Source organism: Rhizobium sp. ZW T2_16, assembly GCF_044987325.1.
GTDB lineage: Bacteria > Pseudomonadota > Alphaproteobacteria > Rhizobiales > Rhizobiaceae > Neorhizobium > Neorhizobium cellulosilyticum.
Map to the genome: position 1 here is coordinate 884,126 of NZ_JBJDRG010000001.1, position 14,765 is coordinate 898,890.

Consider the following 14,765-nt stretch of genomic DNA (forward strand, 5'->3'; position numbering starts at 1 on the left):
GGAGATCACATGCCGGAATAATAGCATGGGAACCGCAGTTCCCCAATCAACGCCAGAAGCTGGGAATGGTTTCCGCCAGCCGCGGCCCGATCCGCAGAGGTTCGATCTTCTCCGCAAGCCCGGTCGAGTCCGAAATCTCGATACCGAGACCGCAAAGCGTCGCCGGTCCATGCGCCGCCTCGAACCGGCCCTTAGGCATTTTCGAGATGAAGCGGTTGAGCGGCTCTTCCTTCTCCATTCCCAGAGACGAGTCGTAGTCGCCGCACATGCCGGCATCCGACATATAGCCGGTGCCGCCGTTCAGGATCTGGCAATCGGCGGTCGGCACATGGGTATGCGTGCCGACAACGAGCGAGGCGCGCCCGTCGACGAAATGCCCAAAGCACTGCTTCTCGCTGGTCGCTTCTGCGTGGAAATCGAAGATGATCGCGTCGGCCTGCTCCTTCAACGGAGCAGCATCGAGGATTGCCTCGGCGCTCTTGAAGGGATCGTCGAGTTCCGGATGCATGAACACCCGGCCCATGATGTTGGCAACGAGGATGCGCGCACCGTTTCGGGCATAATAGAGACCCGACCCCTTGCCCGGCGTGCCGGCAGGATAGTTCGCGGGCCGCAGGAACTGGTCGTGGCGACCGGCAAAGGTCACCGCTTCTTTCTGGTCCCAGACGTGATTGCCGGTCGTGACGACATCGGCACCGGCATTGATCGTCTCAAGAAAGATGTCCTCGGTAATGCCGAAGCCGCCGGCTGCGTTCTCGCCATTGACGATGACGAAATCGAGCTTCAGGTCGGAAATCAGTCCCGGCAGTTTTTCCCATACGGTCGTGCGGCCGGTCTTGCCGACCATGTCACCTAGAAAGAGAAGGCGCATTCCTATCCAATCTTTACAATGGCCTCATCGGACAGATCGCGAAAGCCGCTTTCCGTCAGGATCCCGTGAAGCCTTATATCATGAGGTTCTTCGGGAACTGATGCCACTTCCTGGCAGTCGAATGCAATGCCGATCAGCCGTGGATTGCAGCCTTTTTGCTGCAAACGGTAAATTGCGCGATCATAATAACCGCCACCATAACCGATCCGGTGGCCTCTGCGGTCGAACGCCGCAAGTGGCACCAGCATGATCTCGGGGTCGAGTTCGGCCGCGTCCAACCCCGGCCCGACCGTGCCGAAGACGCCCGCGACAAGCTCGGCGCCGGGTGTCAGCTCGCGAAAAACGATGATTTCCTTGTCGAGTACAACGGGCACGCAAATCCGCGCCCCGCGTTGTCTCAGGAGATCCATAAGAGGACGGACATCCACCTCGGAGCGGATCGGCAGGAAGCCGGACACGAGCGTTCCGTCGTTGAGATCGATCGCCGCCATGCCATGCGATGCCAGCGACAGGCTTTTCTCCACGCGCTCCGCAGCACTGAGCGCATCGCGCGCCGCGAGCCTTTCGGCCCGCAGCGACGCCTTGATCGATTGGCCGGCCATCAGGCCTTGTCGCCCGAGCGCGAGACCAGCAGCTTGTCGATACGCCGACCGTCAAGATCGACGACCTCGAAGGTCCAGCCATGCGTCGTGAAGCTTTCGCCGAGTTCCGGCAGGTGCTTCAATTCGTCAAGCACGAAACCGGCAACGGTCTCGTAACCCGGATCCTCCTCGATCGAGATCCCCATCTGCGCCCCGAACTCATCCACCGGCATCCAGCCGGCGATCAGGTAAGAACCATCGTCCCGCACCACGATTGCAGGCTCTTCGGTCGCGTCTTCCTGGAACACACCGGTGATTGCCTCCAGCACGTCGCCTGAGCTGATGATGCCTTCGAAATGACCGTACTCGTCATAGACAAGCACCATATGCGCCGGTGCCTTCCTGAGCGCCTGGATGACGTCGAGAGCGCCAGTCAGATCGGAGACAACGGGAGCCTCACGCATAACAAGCTGAACATCGAACTGCTTTCCGCCGGCCATGAAATCATAGGCGTCCTTGACGAACAGAACGCCGATGATCTCGTCGGAACTGCCCTTGCGAACCGGAAGGCGGGAGCGTGTCGTGGCGCGAAGCTGGGCGCGGATTTCCTCCGGTTCGTCCTCGGTATCGATCACCTCGACATCGCGGCGCGGCGTCATCAGGCCGCGGGCGGTGCGGTCGGCCAGGCGCATGACGCCGGAAATCATCTCGGACTCACCGCTTTCGATGACGCCGGCGCTCTGCGCTTCAGCAAGAACGGTGCGGATTTCCTCGTCCGTCACCTTGTCTTCGGACTCGCCCTTCTGACCGAGTATGGCCAGCACGAAGCGGCCGGAAATATCGAGAAACCAGACGATGGGCGCGCCGATCATCGCCACGAGCTTCATCGCAGGCGCGACGCGGGCGGCAACAGATTCTGGCGCGCGAAGCGCAATCTGCTTCGGCACCAGTTCGCCGAGGATAAGCGACATATAGGTGATGACGACAACGACACCGCCGACACCAAGCCAGTCGGCAAGGTTCTCGGCCATGCCCTGTGCCTCGAGCCATGAGGTCAGGCGCGTACCGAGGGTTGCGCCTGAAAATGCGCCGGAAAGAACACCAACCAGCGTGATGCCGATCTGAACGGAAGAGAGAAAACGACCTGGGTCTTCGGCAAGCTTGATGGCTGTGGCCGCACCGCGATTTCCCTGCTCTGCCATAACCTTGAGACGGATGGGGCGGGATGAAACGACGGCAAGTTCCGACATCGCAAGAACACCATTCAATATGGTGAGTGCAACGACGATAAGGATTTCGGTTAACAAAAGGTGCTCTTAGGCTGGGACAATATCCTGCGCACAAAACGTTGACCGCTTGCGGCGGCTGCCGTTGATTTCATGATGTGATCTCGCGCGCAGTTCGGAAAACCGTCAGCCGGTTCTCGGAACTGCGCACCTTCACCTGTGAGCAGAAATCATAAGGTCGGCTTGCGTCTATTGCAATGGCTGGAACAACTGATGTCTGCCGCCGATCAAATAGAGAGATCGATCGTCATCTCCGCACGTGTGCCTTTTGGCCGCTCGACATATTGAATGGCCGATCCGAGCGTGGACGCCATTGACTTCACGATCCGGCTTCCAAGACCGGTTCCCCTGACGACGTCGCCTTCTTTCCAGCCGATCCCGTCATCCTCGACAGCGAGCAACGCCTTGTCATCCGGCTGGCGTGTCAGAAGGACGCGCACTTCGCCATCAGTTCCCGGCTCATAAGCATATTTCAACGCATTGGTCAGAAGCTCGGTGACGATCATGCCGACGGAAACTGCGCGATCCGACGTCAACATTACCTCGTCGGCCGATAGATGGATGGTCGCCCCCTGACGGTCGGTGACCGTTCCTTGCACCTCGTTGACCAGCGTGCCGAGATATTTGTCCATCTCCACCTGCCGCACGTCATCGGATGTGTAGAGGCTACGGTGCATGCCGGCGATTGCCGCAATCCGAGCCTGTGTCTCGGCAAGCGCTGCCTTCACGTCCTCGTTCTTGCTGCTTCCGGCCTGGAGTCGGATCATCGCCGCGACCAGAGCTAGACTGTTTGCTACGCGGTGATTGACCTCCGCCAGCAGGATTTCGGCTCGTTCCTTGCCGATGCGGATTTCCTGGTCGGCCTTTTCCTTCTCGCGCCACAGATCTGCGGTCGAGATCGCCTGGCCGATCGCATTCTGCATCAGCGGCAGGAACTCGTCGCCGACGGTCTTGATGACATAATCGGATGCGCCGTTCTTCATTGCCTCGATGGCGATCGTCGCTTCGCTGGAACCGGTGACGTAAATGACCGGCGCCGAACAGCCACGCCCCTGCAGGCGATGGAAGATATCCATACCGGTCTCGGCGCGGAGATAGTGGTCTAGAACGATCGCATCGATCCCGCCCTTTTCGAACGCCGCCATGGCGCTTTCCCCGTCGACGGCAGTGACGACATTGTAACCGGCGCGTCCGAGATGGCGTTCCGCGAGACGGGCCAGAGCGACATCGTCGTCAACATAAAGGATCGTTCGCGGCATATCTTCTCATCATTGTCCGGGTATCTGCATCACCGAAAAGAACAGACCCAGCTGTCGAATGGCGTGTGCAAAACTATCGTAATCCACTGGCTTGGTAATGTAGACATTCGCGCCGAGATCGTAACAGCGCTGAATTTCACGCTCGTCGTCCGTCGTCGTGAGGATCACCACGGGCAGTCGTTTTGCATGAGGGTTGGACTTCACCTTCTCAAGGATGTCAATACCCGACATATCCGGCAGATTGAGATCGAGAAGGATAAGAAGATGCCGATCGCTGCTGGCCATGCCCGAGCGGTCGGCACCGAGAATGAAATCGAGCGCATCGGTACCATTGGTAAAAGGCACGATATCGTTGCTGACGCCGGCCCGGCGCACATTTTTTTCGATCAGGCGGGCATGCCCTTCGTCATCTTCGATCATGACGATGGTGACTTCCTTGCCGGCAGCTTTCATGGCCCGCTACTCCTAACATACTGGGACAGATCCATGGGCAGACGGATGACAAATGTCGATCCTCCCCCCAATGTGGAGGTCACAGTAATTTCCCCGCCTAAATTTCTGACTAACGAGCGCACATGCGCAAGCCCGATCCCCTCGCCCGGCTTGTCCTGCACCCCGGCCCGGCGAAAAAGTTCGAAGACGCGTTCATGGTCTTCCGGCGCGATCCCGCGACCATTGTCCGCCACCTCTATCCGGACGGCACTGCGCCCCATCGGGAATGCCTTCACGGAAAGGTTGAGCGGTCGCTCCGGATGTTTGTACTTTACCGCATTGTCGAACAGGTTGCCGAAAATCTGCTCCATGGAGAACCGGTCAGTCAAAAGACCACGGGCTGCGCCCACGGAGATGCTTACCTCGCCGCCGGAATCGCTGACCTGGTGATGAACGCTTGCGGCCGTCGTCTCCAGCATTTCGCCGAGATCGATGCGTTCAGGTTTCAGCTCGCGGCGGCCATCGCGCGAAATCTTCAGGATGGCGTTGATCAGGGCATCCATCTTCTTGGTCGATGACCGGATGAACCCGATCGCCTCCGGCAGATCCTCCTCGACGGCAAGCCGCGCCTCGCGCACCTCGTCTTCGCTTGGGCGCGCCTCATCGGCCAGCACATAGGCGCTGATCGACTTGAGAGACGCATCGAGTTCGCTGGTAAAGCCCATGATATTGACGAGAGGAGCCCTCAGGTCATGGGAGACGATATAGGCGTAACGCTGGATTTCACGATTGGCCTGTATCAGGTCTTCGGTGCGCTCGTTGACGCGTTCCTCAAGCCCGACATTCAGCTCCTCGACCTCCGCCCGGGCATGAGCGAGTTCACGCACATGCTGCATCACGACGGCAATTGCGCCGCCGACGACCAGGATGATCAGCAGTCCGCCGCCAAGTGTCACATATTGCAGCGATCCCGCGCTTTCGCGGATTTCGCCGATACCGTTGATCAGATGCCCGTCCAGTTCCTGCACGACATCGCCGATCGCCTGCCGAAGCTGCTGCATGACGACGAAGCCGGACTCATTGCGCACGATGGCAACGGCATCCGCCACCTTGCCCTCGCTGGCAAGATTGAGCGTCGACTGCATCTCCGTCACCTTTTCAGCGATCAGGCGACGGATATCCTCAAGCGGCACGTTGACCGTATTCTGATTTTTGGAAACGCGCTCCAGCCGCTCGACCTGACTCGGCAACGCTTCGAGCGCCTTTTGGTATGGCTCGAGAAAGGCCTCGTTTTGCACCAGAAGATAACCGCGCTGGCTCGACTCAGCAGAATTCAGCAGAACCAGCATGTCAGCCGCGACAGAGCGCACCGCCCTCAGCTTAGTCACTTCGTCGAAATAGGTCCGCGTCATGCCTGCAAGGAAGAAGGACGACAGGACGATAGCAACGAGAAGTCCAGCACCGATCAAAAGCATGAAGAGCGAAGACCGGGCAAACTTGTTATTGGCAAAGAGCATGAAGAGGAACCGTCGATTGAATTGGACGGAATGAACTTGGCCGCAACGCCGGCATTGTCAATGCATATCCGGCAAGCGCCGGACTGCATCAACGACAATCTAAAAAAGGAAAGCGCGATCCACGGCGACCGATGGAGTTTTACGATCCTGGGTGCCTACAAACGTAGGTGGGCGCCATATGTCCAAGCCCACGGGCCTGGTCAGGGACAGCTCCCTTTGGATCGAGTATGGCCCCAGGGATTGTGGTTCCTGTCGGGAAGCGCAGAACGCGACCAGAATATATGTGCGATCCTCGGGCAGCGCCAGTAGCCAGGGATCGAATTTTTGTAAGTATCAATTGATCTCGGCAGGTGTGCGCCCGTTGAGCTTTGCCGCAAGCCCTTCGATCCGCGCAGCAAGCTCGCCGATCGTAGAGACCAGCACCTGCTCGTTGCGCTGTTGCACCTCGATAGATCCGTCGCGATTGGACCGCAGGGAAGCCAGTTCCGCCTCGAGAGCCGAAACCTTACGCGTCATTTCGGACAGTTCGTCCATGATCATGATGCCGGCCATGACGGTGATCCTCAGATCGCCGATTTCGCCGAACTGCCCCTTGAGGTGGCCGACATAGCGGTCCAGCCGGTCGGCAAGCTGGGTCAGGTGATCTTCCTGCCCCTCCTCGCAGGCCATGCGATAGGCCTTGCCATCGATCGTGACTGTAATCTGAGCCATCAAATTCTCCCGTCAACGATCAAGCACGGCGCGGATCGTTTCCATAGCCGTCACCAGTCGACGCGATACTTCGCGATTGACTTCTTCCAGCCGATTGGCGCGAAATTGCGACTGATCGAGCTCCTGTGCCAGACGGGCACGATCTGCATGGACGCGACGAACTTCGCTATCGACGTCGCGGCTCTCGCGCTGACGTTCGATACGGGCATCCACGGCATTTTCGAGACTGCCCACCGCTGCGCGCAGTTCCGAAAGCGCCACCTCAACCGTCTTTTCTGCCGGCATCCATCATATCCCGTGAGAATGCGAAGAAGACCGAATCGTGCAGCCAAACCTCGCCATTAGGTAAAACAGATTAAGCACCGCTTGAAAGCCGGTCAACAAACCACCACCCTCTGTGCGTCATCGACTTGTGGATCAATCACCTTATATCGTTTTTGCACACATCTGCCCAAACAAACGGCGACCTGTCGCAAACCTGCTCAATATGTAATAGCTATAGCCCCACATTTGTTGACTTGCGCGCGCCACCTGATAAGGATCAGGCGCTCCCTCAAATGGCCCTCCAAACGGGCCTCTGACCGACACTCGGATACAGTGGATTAGCCATGACTTCTCGCGAACAAAACGACCGGATGGCGAATGCGATCCGTTTCCTTGCCATGGATGCCGTCGAAAAGGCGAATTCCGGCCACCCGGGCATGCCGATGGGCATGGCCGACGTGGCAACGGTCCTGTTCTCCAAATATTTGAAGTTCGACCCGACGAAACCGCACTGGCCGGACCGCGATCGCTTCGTGCTGTCGGCCGGCCACGGTTCGATGCTTCTTTATTCGCTGCTGTATTTGACCGGTTATGAAGACATGACCGTCGAGGACCTGAAGGGCTTTCGCCAGCTCGGCTCCAAGACCGCCGGTCATCCGGAATACGGTCACGCCACCGGCATCGAGACCACCACCGGTCCGCTCGGCCAGGGCATCGCCAATGCCGTCGGCATGGCGATTGCCGAACGCAAGCTGCGCGACGAATTCGGCGCCGACCTGCAGGATCACTATACATACGTGATCAACGGCGATGGCTGCCTGATGGAAGGCATCTCCCACGAAGCCATCGCGCTTGCCGGCCACCTGAAGCTCAACAAGCTCGTCCTCTTCTGGGACAACAACTCGATCACCATCGACGGCGCCGTTTCGCTGTCGGACTCAACCGACCAGATCGCCCGCTTCAAGGCCGTTCACTGGCACACGATCGAAATCGACGGCCATGATCAGGCAGCCATTGCCGCCGCGATTGAAGAAGCCCACAAGTCCGATAAGCCAACCTTTATCGCCTGCAAGACGGTGATCGGCTTCGGCTCTCCGAACAAGGCCGGCAGCCACAAGGTTCACGGCTCCCCGCTCGGTGCGGAAGAAATCGCTGCAACTCGCAAGGCGCTGAACTGGGAATACGAACCCTTCGTCGTCCCGAACGATGTCCTGTCCGAATGGCGCGCCGCCGGCACCCGCTCGGCAGACGCCGTCAAGGCATGGGAAGGCCGCCTCGAAAAGTCCGCCAAGAAGGCCGAGTTCGATCGCCGCTTCGCCGGTGATCTACCAGCAGGCTTCGACGCTGCGATCAGCGACTACAAGAAGAAGCTCGCCGAAACCAAGCCGACGGTCGCAACCCGCAAGGCTTCCGAAGACGCGCTTGAAATCATCAACGGCTTCCTGCCGGAAACGCTCGGCGGCTCCGCCGACCTGACGCCGTCGAACAACACCAAGACCAGCCAGATGATCTCCGTCACGCCGACGGATTTCTCCGGTCGCTATATGCACTGGGGCATCCGCGAGCACGGCATGGCGTCGGCCATGAACGGCATCGCGCTGCATGGCGGCCTGATCCCTTACGGCGGCGGCTTCATGATCTTCTCGGATTATTGCCGCCCGCCGATCCGCCTGGCATCCCTGATGGGTATCCGCGTCATCCACGTCCTGACGCATGATTCGATCGGCGTCGGCGAAGACGGCCCGACCCACCAGCCGGTCGAACAGATGGCCTCGCTGCGCGCCATCCCGAACCTGATGATGTTCCGCCCGGCCGATGCCGTCGAAACTGCCGAATGCTGGCAGATCGCCGTCTCGACCAAGGATCGTCCGTCGGGTCTTGCCCTCACCCGCCAGAACCTCACCACCGTTCGCACCGAATATTCGGAAGAGAACCGTTCGGCCAAGGGCGCCTACACACTCTCCGGCAATGCCGATGCTAAGGTCACGATCTTCGCATCCGGCTCGGAAGTCGAACTGGCAGTAGCTGCGGCAAAGACGCTCGGTGAAAAGGGCACGACCGTTCGCGTCGTCTCGGTTCCCTCGACAGAACTCTTCTTCGAACAGCCGGATGCCTACCGCGCGGAAATCATCGGCAAGTCCCCGGTCAAGATCGCCGTCGAAGCCGGCGTTCGCGAAGGCTGGGATGCCTTCATCGGTCCGGAAGGCACATTCATCGGCATGAAGGGCTTTGGCGCTTCCGGCCCGGCCAAGGATGTCTTCAAGCACTTCGGCATCACGGCTGACGCTGTCGTCGCTGCCGCCGAAGCAAAAATTTAATGCTACCGACTGCCCTAGATCAAAGTAGGGCAGTCACAACCCGCGTTAGAACGTAGCCCCATTATCAGGGAGTAAAGCTCATATGACTGTAAAGGTTGCCATCAACGGCTTCGGCCGTATCGGCCGCAACGTCCTCCGCGCCATCGTCGAATCGGGTCGCACCGATATCGAAGTCGTTGCCATCAACGACCTTGGCCCGGTTGAAACCAATGCCCATCTGCTCCGCTACGACTCGATCCACGGCAAATTCCCGGCCGAAGTGAAAGTTGACGGCGATACCATCACCGTTGGCGGCGGCAAGCCGATCAAGGTTACCGCGATCAAGGATCCGGCAACCCTGCCGCACAAGGAACTCGGCGTCGACATCGCGCTCGAATGCACCGGTATCTTCACCTCCCGTGAAAAGGCTGCCCTGCATCTGACCGCCGGCGCAAAGCGCGTCATCGTTTCGGCTCCGTCCGACGGCGCAGACCTGACCGTCGTCTTCGGCGTCAACCATGACGCCCTGACCAAGGACCATCTGGTCATCTCCAACGCGTCGTGCACCACGAACTGCCTGGTTCCGGTCGTCAAGACGCTGGATGACGCTGTCGGTATCGACCACGGCTTCATGACCACAATCCATTCCTACACGGGTGACCAGCCGACGCTCGACACCATGCACAAGGACCTGTACCGCGCCCGCGCTGCAGCCCTGTCCATGATCCCGACCTCGACCGGCGCCGCAAAGGCAGTTGGTCTCGTTCTGCCGCACCTCAAGGGCCGCCTCGACGGCACCTCGATCCGCGTGCCGACCCCGAACGTCTCGGTTGTCGACTTCAAGTTCGTTGCCAAGAAGAACACCACGGTTGCCGAAATCAGCGAAGCCATCAAGGCTGCTGCAAACGGCAAGCTGAAGGGCATCCTCGGCTACACCGAAGAGCCGCTGGTTTCCCGCGACTTCAACCACGACAGCCATTCCTCGATCTTCGCGATCGACCAGACCAAGGTGCTGGAAGGCAACTTCGTCCGCGTTCTGTCTTGGTACGACAACGAATGGGGCTTCTCCAACCGCATGGCCGACACCTCCGTAGCAATGGCAAAGCTCATCTGATCGAGCCGATACGAATGAAGAAAGGGGCGCCTCGAGCGCCCCTTTTTTATTGCATCAGAGACACGTCGTCTCGATAGTCGCCCTCACCCGCACCGTACCATAACCATCATTGGCGATACCGCTGCAGAGATCGTACCATTCGCAGCCGCGACAGGCTTTCCGCGATTGTCCCTCGGCAAAGGCTTTTCGCATTCTAGCAAGCACCCCCGGATGCAGATCGATCCGCGCACCCGCCGACAAGCGCATCTCCAGCAGATCCCCGATATCCGCCGCCGCCTGCGCATCACGGACACGCACGCTGTCACGAAAACAATGCGGTTCAGGCTCGCACAAAAGTGCTGCGCAAATGTCGTCCGGACCGTCGACGACGAGAACATCCTCGCCGCTCGATAGCCGTTTGGCGATACGATCGTAGTTGGCGACAAAACCCGGCGTGTATCCTTTGCCCACATATGTGAGCAGGCAAAGGAGATGATGCGGTCTCAGCCGAACCGTCATGCAGCAGGCTTGGTCCTGCCTCGCGCCAGCAGACGCAGGATCGCCGCGCCGAGCGCGGATTTCAACCCGGCGCCGACGAGGAACGGCAGCACTCCGAACAGAAAAGCCTTCTGCGCCCCGATCATGAAGGCCAGAACGACACCGCCGATAACAAGGCACAGAAGATTGGCGATCATCATCGCCACGAACGCCAGAACCGGGCGATGACCGTTCCAACCCTTCTCCGCCAAAAAGCCCGTGACGGCTGCGATGACGGGGAAGGAAAACAGATAACCGGACGTCGGCCCGACGAAAACATGAAGCCCGCCTGCCCCGTTGGCCAGAACCGGCATGCCCATGGCAGCCTCGGCAAGCCATGCGACAACCGTCGCCGCCCCCAGACGCCAGCCGTAAAGCGCACCGATCAGCGTGACAGCCAGGGTCTGCATGGTGATTGGCACGGGGATCATCGGCACCGCGACGTAGGAAGATGCGGCAAGTATCCCAGTGCCAAGCACGATAGCCAGGCCACGCAGGACGAGCGGAGCATTCTGCAGATCAAGCGGGCTGAAGGCAGGCTTGGCAGTGCGGGTAGAAGCGTAGTTCATGCGGATCTCCAAATTATAGATAATTTCAGGAATCTATAGATAATGAGTCCACAGACCACACGAATTGACAAGCCATGAAATTCACAGCCAGCAAAACGCCTTGAAATTGCGAAGGAATTTTAGCTTTTGCGGGGGTTAGGGCCGACCCACTGCACATGCCGCGCAAGCACCGCAGCCGCCTGATCCACATCTCCGGCCCTAAGCGCGGAGAGAATGGCGCGATGATCCCGGTCCGTTGGCGCTTCCCACTCGGCCCGCCATCCGGAAAACAGCAATCGGGCACCGACCACCTGCAGGTCTTCGATGGACTTCAACAGGCGCGGCATGCCGCAAGGGCTGAGGATTAGGCGATGAAAGCTCCGATTTGCCTCATCCCACGCCTGCACGTCGACAGCCTTTTCACCGGCATGGTTCGCAGCCTCGGCCGCATCGAGAATGGCCCTTGTCAAATGAGGCGCGGCATGGCGCAAAGCCAGCACTTCCAGGGCGGCGCGCATTTCGGCCACCTCTTTTACCTCGTCGAGACTGAAGCCCGCAACCCTCACCCCCCGGCGCGGCTCGCTGACAACCAGGCCCTGCGCCTCCAGCCGCCGAAACGCCTCACGCACCGGCACATGGCTGGCCCCGAATTCTTCGGCAATATGATCTTGCCGAAGCCGTGCACCGGCGGCAATCACGCCGGTAACGATGCGCTCGGCAAGCTCTCGACTGATACGCGAGGCAATCGTGTCTGATTTGGCTGTCGTCATGAATTATAGATAATTGATGACGACGTAGCCGTCGAGCGCTGAACCACCACCATGTGGACGTGAGCGCCATCCTTGCGCACGTATTCAATACTTTAGCGCATCAATCATCCCCGCGCTCCCGACCTGCATCTACAATCCGCCCGCCTCCATCGCCGGAGCGTTTCGCGAGACGTTCGCGGGCAGGCGGCGGCCGGCGCTCTCGTCCTTGCCCCATTACGTGCGGCAAGGACGAGAGGGGCGAAACGCATGGAGCGTCCGGCGTCAAAACCGGCCCCTCCTATCAAGCCCCCCCCCGGCAGCCATGCCGGGTTCGGTTGAGCCGTCCAAGTGTGGGTAACCACATGCAGCGAGGCGAGAAGATCACCCGTAGGACCGGAAGTCCCGATACCAGCCGAAGGCCACGCGAATGCGGAGCCGCCTTATCTACCCAATCGAGGTTCCGCATTTGCGTGGGCTCTCCGTTCTCTGAAAAGCTGAAAGCACCAAGGGGTAAGACCGTCTTTTTTCCACCCTGCCCTTCTCTTGCCGGATTTGTTCCTGCCTATTGCTGAGAGTGACGATTCGCTCCGGCTCGCGCCGGATCTGCCCCCGCCCCGACAGATGCCCCGCGACCGAAAACCGGTTTCGCGACCAGCACGTGCTGCCCGGGAAGGGAGCAAGCGGCAAACGAAGAGGTCGGGGTCTTTGGAGGCGTTTTATATCGTATTGTTGATCGGCACACTGCTTGTGCTGGTTTCCGCCTTCTCCAGCCTTCTCGCCTTCCGCTTCGGCGCACCGCTGCTTCTCGTCTTCCTGTCGATCGGCCTTCTCGCCGGCGTCGATGGCCTCGGAATACAATTCTCCAACTATCCCTTCACCTTCATGCTGGGATCGCTGGCATTGGCCGTTATCCTGTTCGATTCCGGCTTCATCACTCCCATTCACTCCTTCAAGATCGCTGCAGTACCGGCAATCACGCTGGCCACGGTCGGCGTGCTTCTGACCTCCGGCATCTTCGCCTTTGCCGCAGCCCTTTTTCTGAATCTCGACTGGCTGGAAGGACTGCTGCTCGGTTCGATCGTTGCCTCGACCGATGCTGCCGCCGTCTTCTTTCTTCTGCGCATCGGCGGCATCAATATCCGCGACAAGGTACGCTCGACGCTCGAAGTCGAATCCGGCACCAACGATCCGATGGCGATCTTCCTGACCATCGCAATTGCCGAGTTGATCGGCACCGGCCAGCGCCTCTCCGGCATCGACCTGCATTTCTTCTTCACCTTCTTCGAGGAAATGGGGCTCGGCCTCGTCTTCGGCCTGCTCGGTGGCATGATGATCGTGGCGATCCTCAACCGCTTCACCTCAGACCGCGGCCTCGCGCCGATCTTCGTACTGACACTCGCCCTGCTCGTCTTCGCCTTCACCGGCGCCATGGGCGGCAGCGGCTTTCTCGCCGTTTATGTCGCCGGCATGTATGCCGGAAATCGCAAGATGTACGCCAAGCAGCAGATCATGCGTTTCAACGAGGGGCTGACCTGGCTTGCCCAGATCATCATGTTCCTCGTTCTCGGCCTGCTCGCCACACCATCACAGTTCCCGGCCATTCTTCTGCCGGCGATCGGCCTTGCACTCTTCCTCATCTTCGTCGCCCGGCCCATCGCGGTTTGGCTGAGCCTGCTGCCCTTCGATTTCACTCAGCAGGAAATCGGCTTTGTCGCCTGGGTCGGCCTGCGCGGCGCGGTATCGATCCTGCTCGCGATAATGCCACTCCTGAGCGGCGTCGAGAATGGCGAACTCTTCTTCAATGTCGCCTTCATCATCGTCCTCGTATCGCTCTGCCTGCAGGGCTGGACGATCAAGCCGGTCGCGACAAAACTTGGCCTCATCATTCCGCCGCGCATGGGCGCGGTCGACAAGATCGAGCTCGATCTGCCGGGCGCTGCCCAGCACGAACTGATCTCCTACAAGGTCATCAAGGACAGCCCGATCATGCGCGGCGAGCGCATTCCCCGCTGGGCCATGCCTTCGCTCGTCATCCGCGACGCAAAGAGCATGCGTTATCAATATGCCGGACGGCTGCGGGAGGGCGATCAGGTCTATCTCTTCGTCGCCCCGACCTACACCAAACTGCTCGACCGCCTGTTTGCGGCCCGCGCGCCGGTGGATGACAATGACGAGGAATTTTTCGGCGCCTTCGCCATCTCCCCCGCCCGCCCCGCGAAAGAACTCGACGCCGCCTATGGTCCGGGCCTTCTGTCTCCCGCCGAACATTCCATGACGGTCGGCGAACTGCTGATCGCACGCCTCGGCGGCAAGGCGGAATATGCCGACCGCATGCGCTTCGGCTCGATCGTCCTGATCGTCCGCGAAGTCGACGAGTTAAACCACATCCGTTCGATCGGCGTTTCACTGGAACCGGTCGAACCGACCATCAACCTGCCGATCTTCATCAACATGCGAGAGATCGCGCATCGCGTGCGTGACCTCATCCGCAAATACCGCGGAAAGCCGGTGCCCACCCAAAGGCGATAGGCTATACTTGAGAGACCACTGCGGCTCTTGGCGCCCTTGCGTCGGGCCGCAACCATAGTATGGTCCGCCAGTTTCAGCGGCCGGGCGCTTC

At 59.7% G+C, this 14,765-nt stretch carries 14 protein-coding genes and 1 other RNA gene; 3 read left to right on the top strand and 12 right to left on the bottom strand.

Features of this window, described 5'->3' with window-relative positions; genetic code table 11:
• Positions 1-46: 46 nt before the first annotated feature.
• From ACI3K0_RS04350 to ACI3K0_RS04390, 9 genes are all read right to left on the bottom strand, one after another.
• Positions 47-871, bottom strand: coding sequence for a TIGR00282 family metallophosphoesterase (locus tag ACI3K0_RS04350; protein WP_183821126.1), 825 nt, complete (start codon positions 869-871; stop codon positions 47-49).
• Between the two features lie 2 nt (positions 872-873).
• On the bottom strand, positions 874-1,473 hold the full coding sequence (locus ACI3K0_RS04355) for a 5-formyltetrahydrofolate cyclo-ligase (RefSeq protein ID WP_183821125.1): 600 nt from the start codon (positions 1,471-1,473) through the stop codon (positions 874-876).
• Complete coding sequence (locus tag ACI3K0_RS04360) at positions 1,473-2,759, bottom strand: hemolysin family protein (protein ID WP_183821124.1); 1,287 nt, start codon at positions 2,757-2,759, stop codon at positions 1,473-1,475. Before ACI3K0_RS04360 ends, ACI3K0_RS04355 begins: the two co-directional genes overlap by 1 nt.
• 206 nt (positions 2,760-2,965) lie before the next feature.
• Positions 2,966-3,997 (bottom strand): sensor histidine kinase, encoded by a 1,032-nt coding sequence (locus tag ACI3K0_RS04365; RefSeq protein ID WP_148143591.1) that lies wholly within the window; start codon positions 3,995-3,997, stop codon positions 2,966-2,968.
• A 9-nt stretch (positions 3,998-4,006) separates the two neighbouring features.
• Positions 4,007-4,450 carry a response regulator gene (locus ACI3K0_RS04370; RefSeq protein ID WP_148143588.1) on the bottom strand — a complete coding sequence of 148 codons (444 nt, stop codon included), beginning with the start codon at positions 4,448-4,450 and terminating at the stop codon, positions 4,007-4,009.
• On the bottom strand, positions 4,447-5,946 hold the full coding sequence (locus tag ACI3K0_RS04375) for an ATP-binding protein (protein ID WP_246435706.1): 1,500 nt from the start codon (positions 5,944-5,946) through the stop codon (positions 4,447-4,449). Before ACI3K0_RS04375 ends, ACI3K0_RS04370 begins: the two co-directional genes overlap by 4 nt.
• A 112-nt stretch (positions 5,947-6,058) precedes the next feature.
• A non-coding RNA gene (ssrS, locus tag ACI3K0_RS04380) (6S RNA) lies at positions 6,059-6,217 on the bottom strand.
• A 62-nt stretch (positions 6,218-6,279) separates the two neighbouring features.
• Positions 6,280-6,657 (bottom strand): cell division protein ZapA, encoded by a 378-nt coding sequence (locus ACI3K0_RS04385; RefSeq protein ID WP_148143584.1) that lies wholly within the window; start codon positions 6,655-6,657, stop codon positions 6,280-6,282.
• Between the two features lie 12 nt (positions 6,658-6,669).
• A complete protein-coding gene (locus ACI3K0_RS04390; RefSeq protein WP_148143582.1) occupies positions 6,670-6,942 on the bottom strand; it encodes a DUF4164 domain-containing protein in 273 nt (90 codons plus the stop codon).
• Between the two features lie 323 nt (positions 6,943-7,265).
• On the opposite strand from ACI3K0_RS04390, the gene tkt reads away from it, so the two are divergent.
• Entirely contained in the window at positions 7,266-9,239 is a 1,974-nt protein-coding gene (tkt, locus tag ACI3K0_RS04395) for a transketolase (protein WP_404944974.1), read from the top strand.
• Positions 9,240-9,321: 82 nt separating this feature from the next.
• Positions 9,322-10,332: a type I glyceraldehyde-3-phosphate dehydrogenase gene (gene gap, locus ACI3K0_RS04400; RefSeq protein ID WP_148143578.1), complete on the top strand. Its 1,011-nt coding sequence runs from the start codon at positions 9,322-9,324 to the stop codon at positions 10,330-10,332.
• Between the two features lie 54 nt (positions 10,333-10,386).
• Here the strand turns inward: gap and ACI3K0_RS04405 are convergent, their stop codons facing one another.
• The 3 genes from ACI3K0_RS04405 to ACI3K0_RS04415 all read right to left on the bottom strand — a co-directional run bounded on the left by ACI3K0_RS04405 (position 10,387) and on the right by ACI3K0_RS04415 (position 12,166).
• A complete protein-coding gene (locus ACI3K0_RS04405) occupies positions 10,387-10,830 on the bottom strand; it encodes a DUF1284 domain-containing protein (RefSeq protein WP_183821122.1) in 444 nt (147 codons plus the stop codon).
• Positions 10,827-11,417, bottom strand: coding sequence for a biotin transporter BioY (locus ACI3K0_RS04410; RefSeq protein ID WP_183821121.1), 591 nt, complete (start codon positions 11,415-11,417; stop codon positions 10,827-10,829). The genes ACI3K0_RS04405 and ACI3K0_RS04410 overlap by 4 nt, the downstream gene beginning before the upstream one ends.
• A gap of 119 nt (positions 11,418-11,536) precedes the next feature.
• The gene (locus ACI3K0_RS04415; protein WP_183821120.1) at positions 11,537-12,166 is read right to left on the bottom strand and encodes a GntR family transcriptional regulator; all 630 of its coding nucleotides are present in this window, start codon (positions 12,164-12,166) and stop codon (positions 11,537-11,539) included.
• A gap of 684 nt (positions 12,167-12,850) precedes the next feature.
• On the opposite strand from ACI3K0_RS04415, the gene ACI3K0_RS04420 reads away from it, so the two are divergent.
• Positions 12,851-14,674, top strand: coding sequence for a potassium/proton antiporter (locus ACI3K0_RS04420; RefSeq protein ID WP_183821119.1), 1,824 nt, complete (start codon positions 12,851-12,853; stop codon positions 14,672-14,674).
• Positions 14,675-14,765 lie beyond the last annotated feature (91 nt).

Excerpts from the sequence above, each read along its gene's own strand:
- ACI3K0_RS04350 (WP_183821126.1), bottom strand. The coding sequence starts at position 871 with ATGCGCCTTCTCTTTCTAGGTGACATGGTCGGCAAGACCGGCCGCACG.
- ACI3K0_RS04355 (WP_183821125.1), bottom strand. The coding sequence starts at position 1,473 with ATGGCCGGCCAATCGATCAAGGCGTCGCTGCGGGCCGAAAGGCTCGCG.
- ACI3K0_RS04365 (WP_148143591.1), bottom strand. The coding sequence starts at position 3,997 with ATGCCGCGAACGATCCTTTATGTTGACGACGATGTCGCTCTGGCCCGT.
- ACI3K0_RS04370 (WP_148143588.1), bottom strand. The coding sequence starts at position 4,450 with ATGAAAGCTGCCGGCAAGGAAGTCACCATCGTCATGATCGAAGATGAC.
- ACI3K0_RS04375 (WP_246435706.1), bottom strand. The coding sequence starts at position 5,946 with ATGCTCTTTGCCAATAACAAGTTTGCCCGGTCTTCGCTCTTCATGCTT.
- ACI3K0_RS04385 (WP_148143584.1), bottom strand. The coding sequence starts at position 6,657 with ATGGCTCAGATTACAGTCACGATCGATGGCAAGGCCTATCGCATGGCC.
- ACI3K0_RS04390 (WP_148143582.1), bottom strand. The coding sequence starts at position 6,942 with ATGCCGGCAGAAAAGACGGTTGAGGTGGCGCTTTCGGAACTGCGCGCA.
- tkt (WP_404944974.1), top strand. The coding sequence starts at position 7,266 with ATGACTTCTCGCGAACAAAACGACCGGATGGCGAATGCGATCCGTTTC.
- gap (WP_148143578.1), top strand. The coding sequence starts at position 9,322 with ATGACTGTAAAGGTTGCCATCAACGGCTTCGGCCGTATCGGCCGCAAC.
- ACI3K0_RS04405 (WP_183821122.1), bottom strand. The coding sequence starts at position 10,830 with ATGACGGTTCGGCTGAGACCGCATCATCTCCTTTGCCTGCTCACATAT.
- ACI3K0_RS04410 (WP_183821121.1), bottom strand. The coding sequence starts at position 11,417 with ATGAACTACGCTTCTACCCGCACTGCCAAGCCTGCCTTCAGCCCGCTT.
- ACI3K0_RS04415 (WP_183821120.1), bottom strand. The coding sequence starts at position 12,166 with ATGACGACAGCCAAATCAGACACGATTGCCTCGCGTATCAGTCGAGAG.